Source organism: Rhizobium sp. N621, from assembly GCF_001664325.1.
Taxonomy (GTDB): domain Bacteria; phylum Pseudomonadota; class Alphaproteobacteria; order Rhizobiales; family Rhizobiaceae; genus Rhizobium; species Rhizobium esperanzae.
On sequence record NZ_CP013497.1, the window covers coordinates 276,626 to 296,705 of the forward strand.

The window sequence follows — 20,080 nt, forward strand, 5'->3', positions numbered from 1 at the left end:
ATCGATGTACCCAAGACGGAACCAGCCGCGCGATGACGATTCTCGCGAAGTAAGTGAGTGGATCGAAGGCGTGACCGGAGCTTTCGATACGGACGCCTGGATCCGGGAGTACAATTCACAGAGACGAGATGTGGAACAGGATCTGAGCGACTTGCGCCTCGGTTCGCACGACAGTGACGCCGGCGACCGTGTGCCGCGTCGCAGATCCGTGGGCGGTTCGATGCGAGTGACGCCGCAGTCGTTGGCGCCGGAGAACTCGTTGAGCGGCGCCCGCCACAGCATAGACGTCTCTCGGGCGGGCTCCAGCAGCTTGCGATTCGGCGGCTCGGGGAGCAAGACATCGAGCAATATGGCGGAGGCGGGCGAAGTCGCCGCGGCGCCGCAGGGCAAACGCCGCGGATTTACGTCGCGCATGGCGTCAGGGTTCAAGAAGGCGTTCGGATTGAGCAGCGGCAAGACGTCGTCGCGGAGTTCGGGGCAGCAAGACGTCGATGCCGCAACGGAGACTCACGTGGTCTCAACCAAGGCTCGCGTCGGCGCCAAGCGTGGTCGCCCCGCCGACCGGGACATGCATCCCGATGACGAGACCCGCATCAACCAGTTCGCGGAAGCAGTCCGAAACTACGAAATTCTACCCGACGGTAGCGTCGGCCGAGGGGACGGAAGGGTTCCCGAGGCTACCGTCGAGAACAATTTAGGGATTCTTAGGAGGTTCGCTCGTTGGCTCCGAGCAGAAAACAGAGATTCGATGGCTTCTCGGTTTTTAAACGATCCAGATTCGCTAGCCGGTGATATCGCGGATTACTGGGCAAACGGTGGGGACGATCGTAAGCGTCTTAACTCAGCACTGTCTCATTTCAGGAGGCTCTCGCCTGAGGGGCAAGAACTCCAAGCCGTTGGACCTGGGCCGCGCCTGATGGGCCGCCGAATTCATGATCCTTATCCCGACGACGCCCTCATTATTGAGGCCTTGGCCAACGAAGAGCGGAGTAAGCTCCGACCGGTCTCGACTTCCCGGAAAAATGCCAGTAACCAACGAAAATTTAGCGCTTGGCTCAAAAGGGAGGGCAGGGAGAGCATAGTCAGCCGACTCACGGGTACTGATGAGCAGCAACGGTCGTTGCAGGAGGATTTTAGGAAATTTACCGAGGCCGAGGGAAAAGTGGTCGTGAGTTTAGATCGGCTGCGGCAGTATCTAGGCGCCGAGTCCCAGTTGAAACAGCATCATCCTTATCCCGACGACGCCCGCATCATTGATGACCTAGCCAACGAAGAGCTGAGCAAGCTCGGATCGGACTCGACTTCCAAGAGGAATGTTGTCCGGATTACGGCCATAAATCAACGGAGGTTTAGTAATTGGCTCCAAAAGAATGGTAGGGGGAGCATAGCCAGTCGCCTGACTGGCAGTGATCAGCAGCAAGGGTCGTTGAAGGACGATTTTAGGGGCTTTACCAAGGCTGAAGGAAGAATAAACGTGGGTTTTGATCGGCTGCGGCAGTATCTAGGCGCCGAGTCCCAGTTGAAGCAGCATGATCCTTATCCCGACGACGCCCTCATTATTGAGGCCTTGGCCAACGAAGAGCAGAGTAAGCTCGGACCGGTCTCGACTTCCCGGAAAAATGCCAGTAACCAACGAAAATTTAGCGATTGGCTCAAAAGGGAGGGCAGGGAGAGCATGGTCAGCCGACTCACCGGTACTGATGAGCAGCAACGGTCGTTGCAGGAGGATTTTAGGGCCTTTACCAAGGAGGAAGGAAAAAAAGTGGTCGTGAGTTTCAATCGGCTGCGGCAGTATCTAGGCGCCGAGTCGCAGTTGAAACAGCATGATCCTTATCCCGATGACGCCCGCATCATTGATGACCTAGCCAAGGAAGCGCTGAGCAAGCTCGGATCGAACTCGACTTCGCAGAGGAAAGTAGTCTTGAATCTGGCCAGCAATCAACGGAGGTTTAGTGATTGGCTCCGAAAGAAGGGTCGGGGGAGCATAGGCAGTCGCTTGACTGGCAGTGATCAGCAGCAACAGTCGTTAAAGGACGATTACAGTAACTTTACCAACGCTGAAGGAAAAAGAATAAGCGTGAGTTTCGATCGGCTGCGGCAGTATCTAGGCGCTGAGTCGCAGTTGAAACAGCATAATCCTTATCCCGACGACGCCCTCATGATTGATAGCTTCGCCAACGAAGAGCTGAGTAAGCTCGGACCGGACTCGACTTCGCAGAGGAGAGTCGTCTGGAGACTGGCCAGCACTCAACGAAAGTTTAGTGATTGGCTGCAAACCAGGGGTAGGGAGAGCATAGCGAGCCGGCTCAACGGCAGTGATCAGCAGCAATGGTCGTTGAAAAAAGATTACCAAGACTTCACCGAAGACATGGGAAAACACACTATCTCTTTCAAGCGGCTTCGGCAGTACCAGCAAGTCGTTGAGGCGAACGCAGCGTCGGGGTTGTCCCCTGAGCCGGCAAGTGGCCGCGAACCGGCCGGTCTGGACGGCCGTTCGGATTCACGTGCCGAGTTCAGATCAACTTCGCCGCTGCAGCAGGTTGATCCATCGATCGAAGGCCGCAGCGGATTGTCGCTCGACCATATCGAATGGCTGGGCGACCAGCATATCCAGACGGATTATGAGCTGCTAATGCAGGACTTGCAGCGAAACGATCCGGATCTCGCAGCCAGGACGCGGCTTATCGATCCCCTGATAGCCCATTATCATCTGCGCCTGGGCGATGAGAGCACCGCGCTGAGCGCTTTCCAGCGCATCGTTAATGATCAGAATGGAAGAGATACAGCCGACTTCCTGTTCCTTCCAGTGAGCGATGCCAGTGCTTCGGATCCTGATCACCGCGGCACCCATTGGTCGCTGCTACTCGTTGACCGTCGCAACCGCGAGGGGCCGGCTGCCTATCACTATGACTCCTTCCGGGGCCAGAACGACGAGTTTGCAGCAATGCTCGCACAAAGGTTGGGTACCCGTCTGGAGCCCGTCCGCATGACCCAACAGCGGAACGGCTATGATTGCGGAGTCTTCGTGGTTGACGGCACGCGGGCGCTCGTTAGACGTCTGGCGCGAAGAGACCGGCCAGCCGTGCTGCACCTCGACAACCTCGTCGCCGATCGGGAGCAACTCCAACGACGTCTGAGCACCGCGACCAACAGTGCTCGAGCGGGGGCTGCGGCGGCTGAACCGGAGTCCTCCACACAGATCGCCGATCCCGCAGAGTTTTGGCATGGAGTGGGTCAACCCGGCCAGCTTCCCGATAGCTGGAATACAGCGACCTTCCGGCAGGATTTGCCGTCAGCCGCCTATTCACCGGTGCAAAGCGTCAATCCGCCAGACGCACCATGGGAGCAAAGCTTGGGGGCATCGATCTTCGGCACCCCACAGTACACGCTGCCTGTGGACGACTTGGGAGGATTTGTCCCTCCGAGCTGGCAACACGGCAATCAACCGGTACCAGATGACCTTCTGCCTGCAATGTACTTGTTTGACTTGCTGCCGAGCGCGGACAAACCCACCAACTTCAGTATCCATGGTGTGCCCTACACGGCCACTCTGGGGCCATCAGGCATGCAGAGCGACATTTACCTTTTCCTGCAATAGGGTGGAGATGGATCGAGCAATAGATGCCAGTCGTTCTTACATTCTAACTTTGCGGTTACAATTGCTGTCAAAGCTGATTAGAGGGGCGACATTGTCAGCCAGTTAGAAACGCGACGCTGGCTCTGATGATCAGCCCCGATCCGACCGGCTGGGCCGGGTTGAAAGGGCGGAGCGGGGGCGGGTGAGGGGCGCCCATCGGCTTTAGATCCCATGAGGAGTGAACAGCGGCCGCCGCTCTGGCAGAGTGAGGTTGCATCAAAACACTCGCTCAGGAGGAGCAGTTTATGGAACCTGCATCCATTCATCCGACCGCTGTCCGCATTGATCTTGGCGCAATTTTTGTATCATTGGAACTGAGCCGATCGACCTGGTTGATCACTTCGCTGTCGCCTGGCAGTGGCGAGAAGATGTCGAAGCACGTAGTGGCCGGTGGCAATGTAGCCGAGCTGCTGGATCGATTTGAGCAGCTACAACAGAAGGCGCGGTTGAGAACAGGGAAGTTATTTCCCATCGTGACGATCCAGGAGGCAGGATTGGACGGCTTCTGGATACACCGCGTGCTGGAGACTCACGGCATCGAAAGTTACGTCGTCGACGCAGCTTCGATCGCGACTTCCCGTCGACGTCGGCGTGCCAAGACCGACAAGATCGATGGAGAGGCTCTGACGCGCACATTGCTTGCATTCAAGCGCGGCGAGCCTCGCGTATGTGCGATGGTCAGAGCGCCAGATCCGAAGGACGAAGATCGACGTCGGATTTGCCGGGAACGCAAAGTTTTGATTGCTGAGCGGGTCAGGCATGTCAATCGCGTGAAGGGGCTACTCTTCGCTCAAGGCGTCAGCGGCTATCAACCGCTCCGTAAGGATCGCCGTCAGCGGCTGGAGGAACTCCAGACCGGAGATGGGCGCGAGTTACCGAAACACCTGAAGGCTCAAATCAATCGCGAACTCGACCGTCTCGAGTTGCTGCTAGAACAGATCGCTGCAGTGGAGAGCGAGCGTAATTCTCTCCTATCGATGGACGAGCAGCCAGCGGTTGAGGCAACCTCGCCCGCAGCGATGCTGCTGTCCTTGAAGGGTGTTGGCGCTGAATTTGCCGCCGTTCTTTGGACCGAAGCCCTGTCCCGGCATTTTGATAATCGGCGGCAGATTGCCGCCTATGCAGGTTTGACACCAACCCCATGGATGAGCGGGACCATCGACCACGAACAGGGTGTCTCAAAGGCAGGAAACCCTCGGCTGCGCACCACGATGATCCAACTGTCTTGGTTGTGGCTACGCAATCAGCCAGCATCAGCGCTTAGCCGTTGGTTTGTGGATCGGGTTCAGTCGAATGGTGGACGCTTAAAAAAAGCCGCGATAGTGGCCCTGGCGCGCAAACTCCTTATCGCACTGTGGAAGTTTGTCACCGCGGGTGTTGTCATCGAGGGGGCTGTCATGAAGACCGCCTGACGACCCCAAAAGATTGCCGAATACACAAATCTTCCAGGACTGATCACTCCTGGCGGATCCAGGTGAGCGAACCGCCTCAAAGTCGGGCTTTAAATGCCGCGCTTTAGATTGGTCCCGTTCTCCTGAGCCTTGCCGCTACGCAAGCGGGATAATGGTGCTGCCGGACAAAACGGCGACCGTATGTGAGTTTGAACCGGTGACGGAAACGTGCCGCGTCAAGCAAAGTGGCTCAGACCATGGGTTCGAAACGAAATTGAAGGGAACAAGCTATGAAACTATGATTGATCTTGACGGCAAAATCCTCATGTGAGCTTTAAGACGATGCGATCGACGCCTCACTCGGCAGCATCGCGCTTTGCCAGCGCAGCTTTATGGCGTTCGATGACGGCCGGATCTTTCGTAAAATCCTTCCGCCGTCCCGGACCGTGAGCACGTCGCACATAGCCGTTCATCTCGCTATTGCTCTTTACCACAGGCTTCGATTGCTGCTCCTGCCGCTCCTTGATATAGGCCAGAACATCGCCGAGCCGCTTGTTCTCGACGATCGCCGCATGCGTCACCCGCTGGTCCTTGTCGAACACCTTGTAGGGCAGGGAGTGTCCCTTCCACCGCACATCGAGCCGGCCGTCCGCATAGGCATAGGTCTCGACATAGCGACCAGCCAATCCGCGCGTCACCTCGCTTTCCACCAGCATGATCCGCTTGCGCTCAAACGAAAACGTCAGCTGCGATCCGACATAGCGCTGCTCGCGTTTGCACAGGATCTCTTTCAACCGATCCGGTGCAAGATTTACCGGCCGGTGCAGGTCATCGGATCGGGCAGGGACAATCGCAAACCGCCCATTGTAGTCCACCATGAAGCCCGGCAGAAATGCATTGCCTGCCTCCATGCTGTCGATGCCTGCCAGTCGCAATTCCTTGACCAGACGATCCTGCAGCGTCCGGTTCATCCGCTCGACACGGCCTTTGGCCTGGCTGGAGTTTGCACAGAGAATCTCGATATTTAGCTCCGAGAGTGCCCGAACTGGGTCATGCCCTGACCACCCTTGGCCTCCTTCTTCGTCACCCGGAAGACCGAGTGCTTGTCGGAATAAAAGGCAGAGCGCACGAACCGCAACTGCATCAACTTGCCCGTGGCATCGTCGACGAACACCAAGAGCGAGCACGGATCTCCACGATCTTCAAACCAGCGATGCTCGGACCCGTCGATCTGTACCAGCTCGCCATAGGCTTCTCGCCGCAACCGCGGCTGATGAAACGTCCGCCGCTGCTTGCGTGACAGCCACAGGCCGGCCTCCGACATCCAACTGCGCAACGTCTCGCGCGACACACGCAATCCATCGCGCTCGGCAAGCTTCTCGGCGGCCAACGTCGGACCGAAATCCGCATATCGTTCACGAACCAGCGTCACCGCGTAATCCCGAACACCGTCGCTGATCCGGTTGTTCGACGGCCGGCCAATCGCCTTATGGCGGATCGAGGCCGCGCCGTCGGTGCTGATGCGATCCAACAGCCGCCGCACCTGGCGCTCGCTCAAATCAAGCACATGCGCCGCAGACACCAGCGTCATCCGGCCGGCGATCACCTTCGACAGAACCTCGATCCGCTGCAGGTCGCGCTCGCTCATCGCTATCAATCCCATCCGCAAATCTCCGCCGTCATCGAAAACGGGGAGAGAGTGACATTCTTACTTTGCAGAATCAGGACATTCTAACTTTGCGGTGTGAGTTCATGCCGAACTGCGACTTGCGCGTTTGACGCTAGCCGACACGTCGGATTTGCGCGAGTAGTTTCTTGCGAAAGACCTCCGCCGGGGTTCGGTAGCCCAAGCACTTCCGCGGTGTCGAGTTGAGCCGATCGCAGATGTCCTTCAGCTCGCCGTCGGTGATCGACAGCGGATCCACCTCTCTCGAAAGCCATTTGCGAACGCGACCATTGGTGTTCTCGACCGTGCCTTTCTGCCAGGGCGACTGCGGGTCGCAGAACCAAGTCTGCGTTCCGATGCCAGCCTGCAGATAGGGCCATTCGCTGAACTCAGTGCCTCGGTCGAAGGTGATTGAGCGTCGAGCAGCGCGGGGCAGGGGTTGGAGCACCTTGATCAACCCGTCCATGATCGGCTTCGACTGCCGGTCGTTGTTGCGCAGGAAGACAGCAAATCGGCTGACCCGCTCGACCAATGAGGTCACGTTGGCCTTGCCGAACTTCTTACGAAACTGAATGAGATCGCACTCCCAGTGGCCGAACTGCTTGCGCTCGGCGACAGTATCGGGACGATGAAGGATGTTGAGTTCCGGGCTGAAGCGGCGACCGTGACGCCGGCGGGCATGCCGCGGTCTGCGTCTCGCACGACGCTCCGGCAGGTGCCGCCACAGTTTGATGGCCTGACCGTCTGCGGAATAGGCGAACTTGTAGATCGTCTCGTAACTGACGCAGATTGGATGGCGCTCCAGCCGCATGCGGCCGGCGATTTGTTGTGGCGACCACCCATGCATGATCCGTTCGATCACCGATTGGCGCACATCAGAGAACCGGGCGAGCTTGCGCAGCTTGGCTCTACGCTCACGCGTCATCTCCTGGGCAGTCACGCAATAGTAGCCGCTCAGATCCGGCATCTGCCGGTCTTCAAAAGCATTCCGCTTGAGCTCGCGGAAAATCGTCGAGCGGTGCCGGCCGAGCTTCTCGGCAATGACGGTGGCGCTCAGGCCAGCCGCCCGCCAGCGAGCGATCCTGCGACGTTCATCCATGTCGATCTGGGAGTAGGTGCGTCTCATCAGCCATTCCTTGCGAGTGATAACCATTGGTATCTATCGCAAGTCGCACTTCATCCTTGAACCCACCCGGCTACAACACCTGTGGCGGGGAAGTTGGAATGTCCGCCGTTGTGCAAAGTAGAAATGTCCGCGAGGTTGCTACGCGGCACACCGATCAGCCCCGATCTGAGCGGCTGATACCGGTTGCAAGAGCAGATCGGGGCGGGTGAGACACCCCTTCGGCTTTAGCTTTGAGACTATCCGATCGACGGTTCACTCGGCAGCCTGCTGCCTCAACAGCGCTTTCTCTCGCCGCGCAATCACCGCCGGATCATTCATGTAGTCCGTGCGCCTTCCGGGCTTGCGACCTCTCGGCTTATAGCCATTTTTGTCGCTGTTGCTCTTCACGACCGGCTTTTCCTGCTGGTCCTGACGCTCCTTGATATAGGCCAGAACATCACCGAGCCGCTTGTTCTCGGTAATTGCCGCATGCGTCACCCGCTGGTCCTTGTCGAACACCGTGTAGGGCAGGGAATGTCCCTTCCAGCGCACATCCAGGCGGCCGTCAGCATAGGCATAGGTCTCGACATAGCGGCCCACCAGACCGCGCGTCACCTCGGTCTCCTCCAGCATGATCCGCTTGCGTTCAAACGAAAACGTCAACTGCGCCCCGACGTAACGCTGCTCGCGCTTGCAAAGGATCTCAGTTAACCGACCCGGGGCCAGATTCAGCGGCCGGTGCAAATCCTCGGACCGGGCAGGGATGATCGCAAACCGCGCATTGTAGTGCTCCATGAAGCCAGGCAAAAACGCATTGCCAGTCTCCATGTCGCAGATCCCCGCCAGCCGTAATTCCTTGACCAGCCGATCCTGCAGCGTCCGGTTCATGCGCTCGACGCGACCTTTGGCCTGGCTCGAATTTGCGCAAAGAATCTCGATGTTTAGCTCGCAAAGCGCCCGCCCGAACTGGGTCATCCCCTGGCCACCCTTGGCGTCCTTCTTCGCCACCCGGAATACCGAATGCTTGTCGGAGTAGAAGGCCACAGGCGCGCCGTGACGCCTGAGGTATAGCGCCAGTGCCTCGAAATAGCTGAAGGCGCTTTCCGAGCGCACAAACCGCAACTGCATCAATCTGCCAGTCGCATCGTCGACAAACACCAGCAGCGAGCACGGCGGCCCGCGATCCTCGAACCAGCGGTGTTCCGACCCGTCGATCTGCACCAGCTCGCCATAGGCCTCGCGCCGCAGCCGCGGCTGATGAAACGTCCGCCGCTGCTTGGCAGATAGCCACAGGCCAGCCTCCACCATCCAGCTGCGCAACGTCTCGCGCGACACACGCAATCCATCGCGTTCGGCCAGCTTCTCGGCCGCCAGCGTCGGACCGAAATCCGCATAGCGTTCGCCAACCAACGTCATCGCATAATCGCGAACGCCGTCGCTGATCCGGTTGTTCGATGGCCGACCGATCGCCTTGTGCCTTATCGATGCCGCGCCGTCAGTGCGGATCCGATCCAGCAGCCGACGCACCTGGCGCTCGCTCAGATCAAGCACATGTGCCGCCGACACCAACGTCATGCGGCCGTCGACCACCTTCGACAAAATCTCGATCCGCTGCAGATCGCGCTCGCTCATCGCTATCAATCCCATCCGCAATCTCCACCGTCATCAAAAACGGGAAGAGAGTGACATTCTAACTTTGCAGAAACAGGACACTTTAACTTTGCGGCTACAACACCAAATAGCATAATCAACGTTATGGAACTTTACGCTGAACCGGCCGCGATAGTTACAAGCAGGTCCTTGGCATCGATCTGGTCGCCGGCTTTGACGAGAACTTCGGCGATCGTGCCGTTCTCCTCGGCGTGAATTGCCGTTTCCACCTTCATCGCTTCGGTCGACACCAGCACATCGTCGGCATTGATCGCCTGTCCGGGCGACATAAAGACGCGCGAGATGGCGCCCGGCATCGGTGCGCCGACATGAGCGGCATTGCCGGGTTCGGCCTTGGGTGCGAAGACGGCGGCCGGTGACGCTGAGGAATTTTGCGAGCTCTTGCTGTTGGTTCCTCGCGGACCCGAGCCGCATCTCGTTGTGCACCTAACCGGCTCGGCTCACGTGACAACAAACACAAGAACATCTGGTTGTTTCTATCAAGTTTGGCGCAGGAGGCGCAGGAGGAAAATCAACATGACTGTCGCGGCTAGGCCCATGATTGCCAAAGCGTATAGGCCTGTAGAAAAACCTCCGGGCTGACTACGGAGATACCCTATAACGAACGGCCCCACAAATGCTCCTAGGTTCCCGAGTGAGTTAATGAATGCGATCCCGCCGGCGGCAGCGGAGCCACTAAAGAAGCAGAAGGCAGCGCCCAAAGGGTCCCTTGCAACCCAATATGCCGCGCATGAGCATCCCTCGCCAGAACCCGTCAGGGCCGGGTTGATCTACCGTACGGCCGGGGCAATACTCCAGGATTGGCTTAGCTCCTCCGATGCGTCAAAATTCCGCTTGATGAGTGCCATATCAAGGCATAACCAATCGGCCATTCTCCGATTCCCGGAGAATTGCCGGACATGACTTGGAGCAGGTGCCATTTCTCCGCAGCCATCCCGGATATTGCAAAAGGACCGATACCATGTGCTTTGAATGCAATTCCTCCCCACTCAGCCGTCGCTCCCTGCTGAAATTTGCCGGCATCGGAGGCGTGGCCGTCATGACTGCAGGCTTTGACATGACCATGCCGGCATTCGCCTCGAACGCTCCCGCCCTCCTGCCGGATGAAGCACTGGCAAAACTCCAGGAAGGCAACAAGAAATTCGTCACCGACACGGAAGCCTGCGCCGCCAATATTTCCAAGCGCCGGCAGGACGTCGCCAAGAGCCAGGCACCTTGGGCGATCGTGCTGACCTGTTCCGACAGCCGTGTCGTGCCGGAACTTGTATTCGGCGGGGTGACGCTCGGCGAACTCTTCGTCGCCCGCAATGCCGGAAACGTGGTCGACACCGATGTGCTCGGCACGATCGAATATGGCACCGAACATCTGCATGCGCCGCTGATCGTCGTCATGGGCCACAAGCGTTGCGGGGCGGTCTCCGCCGCCTGCGAGGTCGTGTCCAAGGGCACCAAGCTCGATGGCTCAATCGGCAAGATGACCCAGCCGATCCTGCCCGTGGCTTTGGCGGAGACCGATCGCGGCGACAATTTTGTCGACAAGACCGTCCATGCCAATGCCTTCAACGGCGCCGAGCGCATCCTCACCGAAAGTGCGATTGTTTCTCGCCTGGTCGAGGAAGGCAAGGTGAAGATCGTGCCCGCCTATTATGATCTCGATACCGGCGTGGTCGATTTTCTGCACAAGGTCTGACCTACGAGGCGACTTCATGTTGCCGACGGCTATCCGCGGGCGCCTCGTCGCGTTCGCGGAACCATAGTCGCTGATGACCCTTGCCGCCCGCAGCATCACCCGGCGGGTTACGCGGGCCGGAGCTGAGGTCGCGAGCTGGCTGCCTGGGCGACGCTCTTCTGGAAATTTCCGACCATACGCCTGCGCAATTTGGTGAGCTCAATCGACAGGTCCGACAGCTGCGCGATGACATCTATCGGAACCTGGGCAGCTGGGCCGCGCCCTCCTGAGCCAGTACAAGGACATAGGCGTCGCTCGTTTCAAAGAACGCGAGACAATCGGCCTCCGGCAGGATCTCAACAAGATCAAGACGGCGAAACCGCCTGTGGAGCTTGAACGCAAAGGCGCGATCTGGGTTCAGCCAACCCTATTCGCTGAATCGAGTATCGCGCCTGGAGGCATAACGGAAAACTACGGCATCGAAACTGGCCGCATTGATCGAAGATTGGTACGAACCGTGAAATTGACGTAAGCGACAAGCTGACCCCATCTGGCGTCAGTAGCGTTGGCCGCTGTATTGCGGACAGACGATTCACAAACTGTGAGCTTCTATGTCTGCGCCTAGCTCTGGAACTAGAAACTTCCATATGATCGAGGCTGTTCCGGAACGGCTTGAGGGCGCCCCACGGCAATTTCGGCGCCGCTGGTCCGATGATTTTAAAGCGCGGGCTGTGGCTGAGGCAATGGAGCCCGGCGCAAGCGTCTCAGCCATTGCGCATCGCATCGGCATACATCCCTCGCAGCTATTTGGCTGGCGTCGTGATGCTCGTGACGGACAACGATCTTCCTCGCAAATCGGGCTGGTCAGACGGAGACTGGGACGATTGGCACACGTGCGATGATCGAGCTTATCATCGGCGACGTCGTTATCCGGGCCGACGCAGATATCGGCGAAGCACACCTGCAGCGGGTGATCCGAGCGGTGCGGTCGGCATGATCCCGTCCGGCGTGAAGGTCTTTCTTGCGAGCCATCCCATCGACTTCCGAAAGGGGCCGGACAGCTTGCTTTCGCTGGTACGAGATGCTGGCAGTGATCCGTTCAACGGTGCACTTTATGTCTTTCGGGCCAAGAGAGCAGACCGAGTCAAGATCGTGTGGTGGGATGGCTCCGGCGTTTGCCTCTATGCGAAGCGGCTGGAAAAAGCCCAGTTCTGCTGGCCCCGGATCGGCCATCATCGCGTCCAGCTCAATCATGCCCAGCTTCTGGCTTTAGTCGACGGAATGGACTGGAAGCGGGTTCGATCCACGCCGGTGAAGCCTCCCGAGATTGTTGGGTAAAACCGCTGCGGCGAAGTGAATCAGGTCCCTGAAAGCATGGGCGGAGCGCGGCAAAATATGCTCTGATCATACCCATGACGCGGCCCGAGATTGAGCTCCCGGATGATGTAGAGGCTCTCAAAGCCATGGTTCTTGCCATGGCCGCAAAAGCAGCCCGCGTCGAGGCTTTGGAGAAGCAGGTTGACGATCTAGAGGCCCGCAACGCGGACGCCGATGAGCGCATCGAGCGGCTGACGCAGATCCTGAAGGCTTTCGATCGCGCCCGATTTGGCCGACGCTCGGAAAGGCTTGCATCATCCACCGTCGATGACGAGCAGCACGCCTTTGTCTTCGAAGAGATCGAGACCGGCATTGCGACGATCAAGGCTCAGGTCACGAAAGGCCGCGGTAGCGCGGACAGCAAACGCGCTCCGCGGCCACGCAAGGGCTTTGCGCCTCATCTTGAGCGCGTCGAGGTCGTGATCGAACCGGAAGAGCTTCCAGAACATGCAGGTAAGACCAAAATCCTGATTGGAGAAGACGTCTCCGAGCGGCTGGATGTCGTGGCAGCGAAGTTCCGTGTCATCGTCACCCGTCGGCCGAAGTATGCCTTTAGGAACGAGGATGGTGTCGTCCAGGCGGCGGCTCCGGCACATATCATCGAAGGTGGCATTCCAACGGAAGCACTTCTGGCCCAGATCGCCGTTTCCAAATATGCCGACGGGCTGCCACTCTATCGCCAGGAAGCCATCACAAGGTCGAACTCGACCGCAAGCTGATGGCTCAATGGATGGGCAAGCTGGGGTTCGAGCTCAATATCCTCGCCGACTACATCCTCGATGAGATCAAGAAGGCCGAACGGATCTTTGCCGACGAAACGACCTTGCCCACACTTGCACCTGGTTCCGGATCAGCGAAGACGGCATGGCTATGGGCGTATGCCAGGGATGACCGGACTTTTGGGGGCAGCGGTCCACCGATGGTAGCCTATCGCTTCGAGGACAGTCGAGCCACCGAGTGTGTCGCACGACACCTGAGCGGCTATCGTGGAATCCTGCAGGTCGACGGATATGCCGCTTATAACAAGCTCGTCCGGAAAGATGGAGGCAATGACAGCGCCATCCTGGCCGGCTGTTGGTCGCACAGCCGGAGAAAGTTCTACGAGTTGCATGTCGCAAAGAGCTCGAAGGTCGCTACAGACACCGTCGAGCGTATGGCGAGGTTATGGGAGATCGAGGAGCGTGTGCGCGGCCAAAGCCCTGAAGCTCGTGTCGCTGCACGCCAGGAGATCTCCGCAGCGATCGTCCGTGACCTCTTCACTCTCTGGCAGGCGACCCTGCCACGGGTCTCTGGAAAATCCAAACTCGCCGAAGCTCTGCGGTATGCCATCTCGCGTCGAGACATCTTCGAGCGCTTCCTGACCGACGGCCGCATCGAACTCGACTCCAACATAGTCGAGCGAGCAATCAGACCCCAAGCGATCACGAGAAAAAATAGTCTATTCGCTGGAAGCGACGGTGGCGGCCGGACTTGGGCGACCATCGCGACGCTCCTGCAAACGGCAAAGATGAATGCAGTCGATCCGCAAGCTTGGTTGACCCAGACGCTTGAGCGCCTTGCGAATGGATGGCCCAGCAGTGAAATCGACGCGCTCATGCCATGGAACTACGCCGCCTGAACGGCCACGGCTTGTCGCTTACAAATTGACGCATGGTGGCTGGAAAAAACGCCGAGCTATGCATCCGGTTCGAGGATCACGCCCGCTATGGAATGCCTGCGATACAGGGCTCCAAATTCGGTTCAAAATCCTAATCCGCCCACTCAGGATCGGTTGTAAAGGCGATGGTGAGCCGACGACTCGGACCCTCGTTACCAATCGCGAGCCCGATTTCGTCACGGATCTTATCCCATTCCTGCAATTTCCTCGCCGGGAGGTCCTCTGAGACAACGAAATGTAGCTCGATTTGCCGGCCTCGGCCGACCCGGGCCACATAAGCCCGGTGGGATATGAATCCATGTCGTTCGATGATTGTTTTGGCGACCGCGTCAACTTGTTGTTTGAGATCTAATGGCGTAACAAGCAGTATGTCGGCGAGCGCTCGCCGAACCGTGCCCGCCGGAATGGGAATGATCACAATGCAGATTAATGCCAGCGCGACCGGGTCAATAAACGGCGAGATCCATTCGTAAGAAGACCCCTGAATGAAATATCCGATGGCAAACGCGACGAGTAACCCGATCGTTAGCCCGGCGGACATCAGCCAAGCTTTCGTATCCAGGGCAACGAAATCAGATTTGATCTTACGATTAGCTCGATCACCAATAACCCCCATGGTGGCTGTCACACCGAGTGTTACGACGGAGTAGACGATCGCTTGACTAAAGTTGAGCGGACGTCCCCCATGCAAAATGCTGCCGATTGCGTTGACAAGTGCGTAAACAGCCGACCCGGTTATGAGAATGCCGTTGAGAGCCAAGACTATGGGCTCAAGATGCCAGAACCCCATCGTGAAATGCTCGATAAGTTTTCCTTTGCTGGAGGGCGCTTCGGATGACGCGATGAGCTTTGTAACAAGCAGAGCTACGACAGTCATAGCAGCGTCCGTCAATGCGTAGACACCATCGAATATGATTGCGAACGAACCTGAAATGATCCCGAACAAAATGCCGATGCAGGCAAGGAGGATGGTAACGGCAATTGAAACGCAGAGAAGCCCCTGCTCCGTTCTCATGAAATTCATAGGCTCAGCCTTATAACTTACGTTTCTTTATGGTCCTCTGGACGCGGTACAGACCATCCAATTCAGCTACTGAAGCGAGCACATCCACTTTTGGATCAAGGTACCTTTTTAAATTCAAATGCTGACCTCTCCTGTCCAGTGGGCTCGCATGAGCGTCTTTCACATACCTGGCCACAAGACAAAATCGCCTCGCTGTGTTCTGGCAGTGCGGCCTCGACTATCTAAACAAGGGCCAATTTTGCTTTGCAGGTAAAGCGGGGCTGGACATGATGCACGACACGGAAGGACGCATGAACATAGTCCAGCACTTCGCTGACGGTCTCGCCGCCGCGAATGAAGTCGGAGCCACCACAGATAGGGCATGAGCAGGCCACCTGTTACACGTCATCATGGCACGGCCGAGGTTGCAGAGCTTGCGCGGCGATAGGGCTCTCGACGCATCCACGTCATCCGGCAGGTTCGAATTCCGTTGACTCATGGTTGGATCTGATTTGATGAGAGGCGTTCCAAAGAACGCCGAGGTTTTCGCCCTCATGATAGGCTGTGGCTGACACCACGTTCTAGTCTAGCGATGATCGGATCGTCGAGCCCTTTGGCGACTCCTGTAATTACGGCTGGATTGCCAGATGGAAAAGAGCAGGCTTGCGATATACGCCCACTGAAGAAGCAACAAACTAGCCACCATTGCAACGATGACTTCGTGGATGGAATGCCAGACGAAGTAACTCGTTAGTGCCTTCGCCCAGACGACGAGCAGCAGGAGGCCGCAAAAGATTGTGAAACGCAACACCGTTCTCCTGATTTGTTCGCGAGATTGCGCAGCAATGTCGTCTGCGGCAACGAGAGTCTGGCAGTTCTTCAGGCGGCAACCGCCGCGTGGTTGAGAGCCATGATCATGCCAGTGAGCTCACCATCGAACTCTCGTTCTGGCCATTGCAAATGCTGAGATTTTGGCAGCGGCGGCGCGGGACTGCAGCTTGCGGACCTTCTTCAGCTGCTCCACAATGTCTGACATGATCTCTTTCCTCGAAAATTGATTTCATGATGCCCGCGCCACGTCGGGATAGGTTTCGATAACTTCAATAGCGTCATCGACCATTTTCGTGCCGGTCTCGGCGAGCTTGCCTAGCGTCTCAAAGCCGAACCGGTGGACATCGCGCAGGGTCTTCGACAGAACGACCAACCGTCCAGTCGTGAAAAGCAAGCGGCCGAAGCCCTCATGGCCGATCGTCATGATCGGCGATGCCAACAGGCCTGTGCACTCTTCGATCACAAGCCCCACGCAACTGTAAAAGTTCTGTAGCCTCCACAGCACATACGGATCCGGATCGCCTATGATCGGGATCTTACGGCGCTGCTCCTTGGTGAGGATGAAGTCGGCCAGCAGGTCAGTGTCCGATTTGCCTTCCCACGCCCCATGGGCATCCTGAGCGCGAATGAGCCTTATCAGGCATCTGAGAAAAGGGGTGGCGAGATCCCCATCCTCGTTGACAGCAGGGCCATCCGTACTTCCTGTCAATGTACCCATTTCTTAGTCCTCCTCATCGAAAGGCTTCTTTTCAATGGCGCCTGCTTCGGTTAGCACCTTGCGTAACCAGGGTGGCGGAGTAGTCCTGAGCATCGCCCGAGTTCGCGACAAAACATCTTCGATCAGTTGAGGATCGGATACTTTAATTGGGTGGATTTTGGCCGAAACAACTCGGGCTGCCGATGGCCCACCGATCGCCAGACAGAACAATAAGTGACAACCTTCCAACGCCTTCACCTTCGGGTTAATACGATCGACGTCCTCGTTCCGATGCTTTCCGCTCTGGTCGGAAACGTCTTCGAAGTCCAGGACTTCCACCAGTTTCCAGTCGTCGGGACTCACATCATAGACGACGAAACGTTTTGCCGATCCGAAATGGGCGTCGAGAGATTTCATATCTTGAGTGGCGATTGCGACGCGCAACGCGCCAGCCTTCCGTTTTGGAGCTGACGAGTGAACCCCGTCAGGGACGAGGGAAAGGCGACGAGCGGCGATCATCTAGGCAGTTCTCCTTTGCGGGAGGGATCAAGCGATCCAGGACACGGCGCGCGCTGATTGGCCTGGAAGATGTTGGAAACATCGAAGATCAGGTCGCGCGTTCCCTGATAGAGACTTGTGAGCTTATGCTGGCTGCCGAGTCGGTCGTATATCGGGAAGCCCACCCGCATGAGCGGAATCCCAAGGCGCTCCGCCGCTTGTCGTCCATGCGAATGCGTGACGAGAAGATCAGCGCCGACGGCAAGTTCTTCGAGATCGCCAAGATCACCGACCTGGAGCGATTCGGCCGGCATTTCCGCGAGTATTTTTGAGGTGCCGGTCGTGGTGACCGCTGCCGCGATTTCGGCGCCCATGCCGGTGAAGAAGGTAGCGAATTGGTAGAGCTGGTCCGGCTCCACAGCAATTGCGATTTTCTTGCCTCCGAAATGGAAATGTCCGTCGAGCAGGGCGTCCTGCAGCTGTGCTCGGCGACGGCGGATGTTTGCTGGCACCGGCGCACCAGAAATCTCAGAAAGAAACGAGACGAACCGGTCGGCTCGTTTCAATCCTGTCAGCGACTGGAACAATGCGTAAGGGACTCCCGTCCGGGTCCGCAGTAGCTCTGCGGGGCGGCGCATATGCTCGCCGATCGCGATACATTGCGCCGCCGTGCCAAGCTCTTGTATCTCGTCGACGGGAGTACCGCCATAGGTGGTCGGAACCCAACGATCGCCGGGCACCGTGCCGTCGAGAGAGCCGGAAATGTCCGGCAGGATCACCGGCTTCAGACCGAAGCTTTCGACCGTTTCGCGCAGAAGCTCGATGTCAGCGACTGTCAGATGCCATCCTGGTAGGATCGCAATCTTCTTTTGGTGGCGGCTCTGCTCGCCTGGAGTGGTGATGCGCTCGACCATAGAGATGACGGCCTTCGCCCATCCCTCTTCGATCGCTCCCTCGAAATCCGGGGTATTCGCCAGCACAACCTCCGTACCCGCGAGCTCATCGGCACGATCCCGCTTGATGTTGGCGAGATCGCCTGCGAAATCTTCGCCGCGGGTTTCCACCAGGGCTGTCGTGCAAATTCCGATCAGCTTGGGTTTTGCGCGCCTCTTGAGATTTAGGATCGCCTCTTCCAGATTGCCTGCGCCGCCAAGAATGGTCGCCACTGCGTCCAATGCCGTTGTCTGCAAGGGAATGGCTTCCTTAAAGTGCCGGACTAAAAGTACCAGCGCCAAGCTGGTGCAGCCCTGGCTGCCGTGGAACAGCGGCACGGCACGCTCGACGCCAAGAAAGGCGAGCGCGGCGCCGAGCGGCTGCGACGATTTCAGCGGATTGACCGCAGCTGATTTGGTCTGGGGAAAGACTTGAACCATCGGCTTTCCTCAACGCTTGCCGAAGCTGCCGGCGACCGCGCCGACAAAGTTTTGCAAGACGTACCCAGTCTCGTTCTCGCTCTTGGTATTCGTCAGTTCTTCTTCCACCGCATGCTGGCATTCCCACGGTGCCGGCTCCCGCACCTCCATCCAGATCGGATTGTGAATAGCAAGATCGATCTGGCGAACGAGCTCCACCATGCCGTCATAGCCGGCATAGGGGTGGTGGCGTTCCTGGTTGATATCGAGCCAAGGTGTCTTGGCCTTCAGCGCGATGAATTGCGTGCGCCCGCCAGACAACATGATGTCGGCTTTACCGTCGGCGAGCATGTTATAAAGCTCGCGCGGCGCCATCGACTCGAACAGGTGTTTTTCGTCTTTCAGGAGTTGCTTGATACGTTCCTTGTCTTCAGGCGTGGATTTCTTGACCGAGGTGCCCACGATCTCGATGCCCACCTCCATCAGCGCATGGACAACCGACCAGGACTTGACGCCGCCGGTGTTGAGCAACACGCGCTTGCCTTCAAGCCTTGGTCGATATGCTGCGAGTTTCATCCAGGCAATCGCCTCCTCCTCCGCGATCAATGCCTCGGTGCGCTCGAGGATTTCGGGATCCGCCCCCTGCATCACGAGCAGCTTGGCGATCTGTCTGAGTGCTTCCGAGGTGTCGGTAATTCCGTAAAAGGAGCCTTCGAAGAACGGGATATCCCAGAGCTCCTCCATTTTGCGGGCGAGGTTGATGAGTGCTGTCGAGCACACCAACATGGACGCCTTGGCGCGATGCGCAGAAGCAATGTCAAGATATCGGGCGTCTCCTGGAATGCAGGCCCTTACTCTGATCCCCAGCCGGTCAAGAAGCGGCTTTACCAGCCAAAACTCGCCGGATAGGTTGAACTCACCAATGATATTGATGTCGTAGGCGGTCACGTCGTTCGGCTCTACGCTGCCGATCACATGATCGAGCAACGCTTCACCGGCGAGCTTATTGCCAAGGTTCTTGGAGCCGGCAAAGCCCGGTGCGTTGACCGGCACCACCGGAAGGCCGAATTTTTCCGCGGCCCGCTTGCAGACGGCCTCGATGTCGTCGCCGATCAATGCTGTCACACAGGTCGAATAGACGAAAATCGCCGGTGGAGCATAGGCCTCCTTGATCTCGCGGATTGCTTTAAAAAGTTTCCGCTCGCCGTGCCCCATCACCACTTCGGTTTCAGTGAGGTCGGTCGTGAAACTGGTGCGCCAGAGCGTTGGACCTGAGGAAGCCGATCCTCGGTTGTCCCAGGAATTGCCCTCACAGCCGAGAGGCCCATGGATCAGGTGCGCGACGTCGGTGATCGGCTGCAGCACGATCTTGGCGCCATCGAAAGCGCATCCGCCGGCTGCCGCCCCGGGGATCAGCGGCTTCGAACAGCCGTTTTTGCGCGCCTTGGAATCCTTGCTGCGGTTCTTCTCGCAGGCAGGCTCGTCGAAGACATCCTGGACTTTAGCATTGAGCAAGGGCATTGCGG

Annotated in this window: 13 protein-coding genes and 3 pseudogenes; 6 read left to right on the forward strand and 10 right to left on the reverse strand. The window is 57.9% G+C overall.

Going from position 1 to position 20,080, the window contains the following annotated elements; genetic code table 11:
• Positions 1-4: 4 nt before the first annotated feature.
• On the forward strand, positions 5-3,598 hold the full coding sequence (locus tag AMK00_RS23880) for a Ulp1 family isopeptidase (RefSeq protein ID WP_442966353.1): 3,594 nt from the start codon (positions 5-7) through the stop codon (positions 3,596-3,598).
• Between the two features lie 284 nt (positions 3,599-3,882).
• On the forward strand, positions 3,883-5,049 hold the full coding sequence (locus tag AMK00_RS23885; protein ID WP_011053406.1) for an IS110-like element ISRel9 family transposase: 1,167 nt from the start codon (positions 3,883-3,885) through the stop codon (positions 5,047-5,049).
• Between the two features lie 335 nt (positions 5,050-5,384).
• Here the strand turns inward: AMK00_RS23885 and AMK00_RS23890 are convergent.
• The 4 genes and pseudogenes from AMK00_RS23890 to AMK00_RS23905 all read right to left on the reverse strand — a co-directional run.
• Positions 5,385-6,691 (reverse strand): annotated as a pseudogene (locus tag AMK00_RS23890) (helix-turn-helix domain-containing protein).
• 118 nt (positions 6,692-6,809) lie between these two features.
• Positions 6,810-7,820: an IS30 family transposase gene (locus AMK00_RS23895; RefSeq protein ID WP_029531208.1), complete on the reverse strand. Its 1,011-nt coding sequence runs from the start codon at positions 7,818-7,820 to the stop codon at positions 6,810-6,812.
• Between the two features lie 252 nt (positions 7,821-8,072).
• Positions 8,073-9,446: an ISNCY-like element ISRel26 family transposase gene (locus AMK00_RS23900; RefSeq protein ID WP_064810414.1), complete on the reverse strand. Its 1,374-nt coding sequence runs from the start codon at positions 9,444-9,446 to the stop codon at positions 8,073-8,075.
• A 116-nt stretch (positions 9,447-9,562) separates the two neighbouring features.
• Positions 9,563-9,811, reverse strand: a pseudogene (locus AMK00_RS23905) (biotin/lipoyl-containing protein); the annotation flags it as partial.
• A gap of 620 nt (positions 9,812-10,431) precedes the next feature.
• Here AMK00_RS23905 and AMK00_RS23915 point away from each other — a divergent pair.
• The 4 genes and pseudogenes from AMK00_RS23915 (at position 10,432) to AMK00_RS23930 (ending at position 14,134) form a co-directional block, all read left to right on the forward strand.
• Positions 10,432-11,160, forward strand: coding sequence for a carbonic anhydrase (locus AMK00_RS23915; protein WP_029532496.1), 729 nt, complete (start codon positions 10,432-10,434; stop codon positions 11,158-11,160).
• 722 nt (positions 11,161-11,882) lie between these two features.
• The gene (locus AMK00_RS33735; protein ID WP_369685954.1) at positions 11,883-12,041 is read left to right on the forward strand and encodes a transposase; all 159 of its coding nucleotides are present in this window, start codon (positions 11,883-11,885) and stop codon (positions 12,039-12,041) included.
• A gap of 91 nt (positions 12,042-12,132) precedes the next feature.
• Positions 12,133-12,477, forward strand: coding sequence for an IS66 family insertion sequence element accessory protein TnpB (gene tnpB, locus AMK00_RS23925; protein ID WP_003592504.1), 345 nt, complete (start codon positions 12,133-12,135; stop codon positions 12,475-12,477).
• A gap of 74 nt (positions 12,478-12,551) precedes the next feature.
• Positions 12,552-14,134, forward strand: a pseudogene (locus tag AMK00_RS23930) (IS66-like element ISRle3 family transposase).
• A gap of 130 nt (positions 14,135-14,264) precedes the next feature.
• Here AMK00_RS23930 and AMK00_RS23935 read toward each other — a convergent pair.
• The 6 genes from AMK00_RS23935 to nifE all read right to left on the reverse strand — a co-directional run bounded on the left by AMK00_RS23935 (position 14,265) and on the right by nifE (position 20,075).
• Entirely contained in the window at positions 14,265-15,197 is a 933-nt protein-coding gene (locus tag AMK00_RS23935) for a cation diffusion facilitator family transporter (protein ID WP_012489540.1), read from the reverse strand.
• Positions 15,198-15,418: 221 nt separating this feature from the next.
• Positions 15,419-15,571: an IS66 family transposase zinc-finger binding domain-containing protein gene (locus AMK00_RS33620; protein WP_196411598.1), complete on the reverse strand. Its 153-nt coding sequence runs from the start codon at positions 15,569-15,571 to the stop codon at positions 15,419-15,421.
• 665 nt (positions 15,572-16,236) lie between these two features.
• Positions 16,237-16,725, reverse strand: coding sequence for a NifX-associated nitrogen fixation protein (locus AMK00_RS23945; protein WP_012489542.1), 489 nt, complete (start codon positions 16,723-16,725; stop codon positions 16,237-16,239).
• A 3-nt stretch (positions 16,726-16,728) separates the two neighbouring features.
• The gene (gene nifX / locus AMK00_RS23950) at positions 16,729-17,223 is read right to left on the reverse strand and encodes a nitrogen fixation protein NifX (protein WP_008536565.1); all 495 of its coding nucleotides are present in this window, start codon (positions 17,221-17,223) and stop codon (positions 16,729-16,731) included.
• A complete protein-coding gene (gene nifN / locus AMK00_RS23955; protein WP_012489543.1) occupies positions 17,220-18,575 on the reverse strand; it encodes a nitrogenase iron-molybdenum cofactor biosynthesis protein NifN in 1,356 nt (451 codons plus the stop codon). The genes nifX and nifN overlap by 4 nt, the downstream gene beginning before the upstream one ends.
• Positions 18,576-18,584: 9 nt before the next feature.
• Positions 18,585-20,075, reverse strand: coding sequence for a nitrogenase iron-molybdenum cofactor biosynthesis protein NifE (gene nifE / locus AMK00_RS23960; protein WP_012489544.1), 1,491 nt, complete (start codon positions 20,073-20,075; stop codon positions 18,585-18,587).
• Positions 20,076-20,080: the final 5 nt, after the last annotated feature.